The organism is Rhodosalinus sp. FB01, assembly GCF_041365715.1.
In the GTDB taxonomy this organism is placed as follows: domain Bacteria; phylum Pseudomonadota; class Alphaproteobacteria; order Rhodobacterales; family Rhodobacteraceae; genus Rhodosalinus.
On record NZ_JBGFSH010000070.1, the window covers coordinates 1 to 444 of the forward strand.

Here is a 444-nt window from a genome sequence, read left to right on the forward strand (position 1 = left end):
ACGCGGGGAACCTGAAAAAACCGGGGGAAATTGGCTGCAATCGGTGCTACACGCGTAGCACTCGCGCAGGCGGAGGCTGGAAGAATGCAAGCAAAGTCAACGCTTCGGGAGGCGTCACGCCTCTCGGTCGCGCCGATGATGGATTGGACGGACAGCGCCTGCCGCGTCTTTCACCGCGCGCTGTCGCGCCGGGCGCTTCTTTACACCGAGATGGTGACCGCGCCGGCGCTGGTGCGCGGGGGGGCGACGCATCTCTTGCGCCATGACCCCTGCGAGCATCCGGTGGCGCTGCAGCTCGGCGGTTCGGACCCGCGGGAGCTGGCCGAGGCCGCGCGCATGGGCGCCGGGGCCGGCTTCGACGAGATCGACCTCAACGTCGGCTGCCCCTCGGACCGGGTGAAATCGGGCTGCTTCGGCGCGGTGCTCATGCGCTCGCCCGATCTG

1 protein-coding gene is annotated in these 444 nt (G+C 68.9%); it reads left to right on the forward strand.

The window, feature by feature from the left end:
• Positions 1-84: 84 nt before the first annotated feature.
• A partial coding sequence (locus AB6A65_RS16615; protein WP_371039493.1) for a tRNA-dihydrouridine synthase occupies positions 85-444 on the forward strand: 360 nt, incomplete at its 3' end.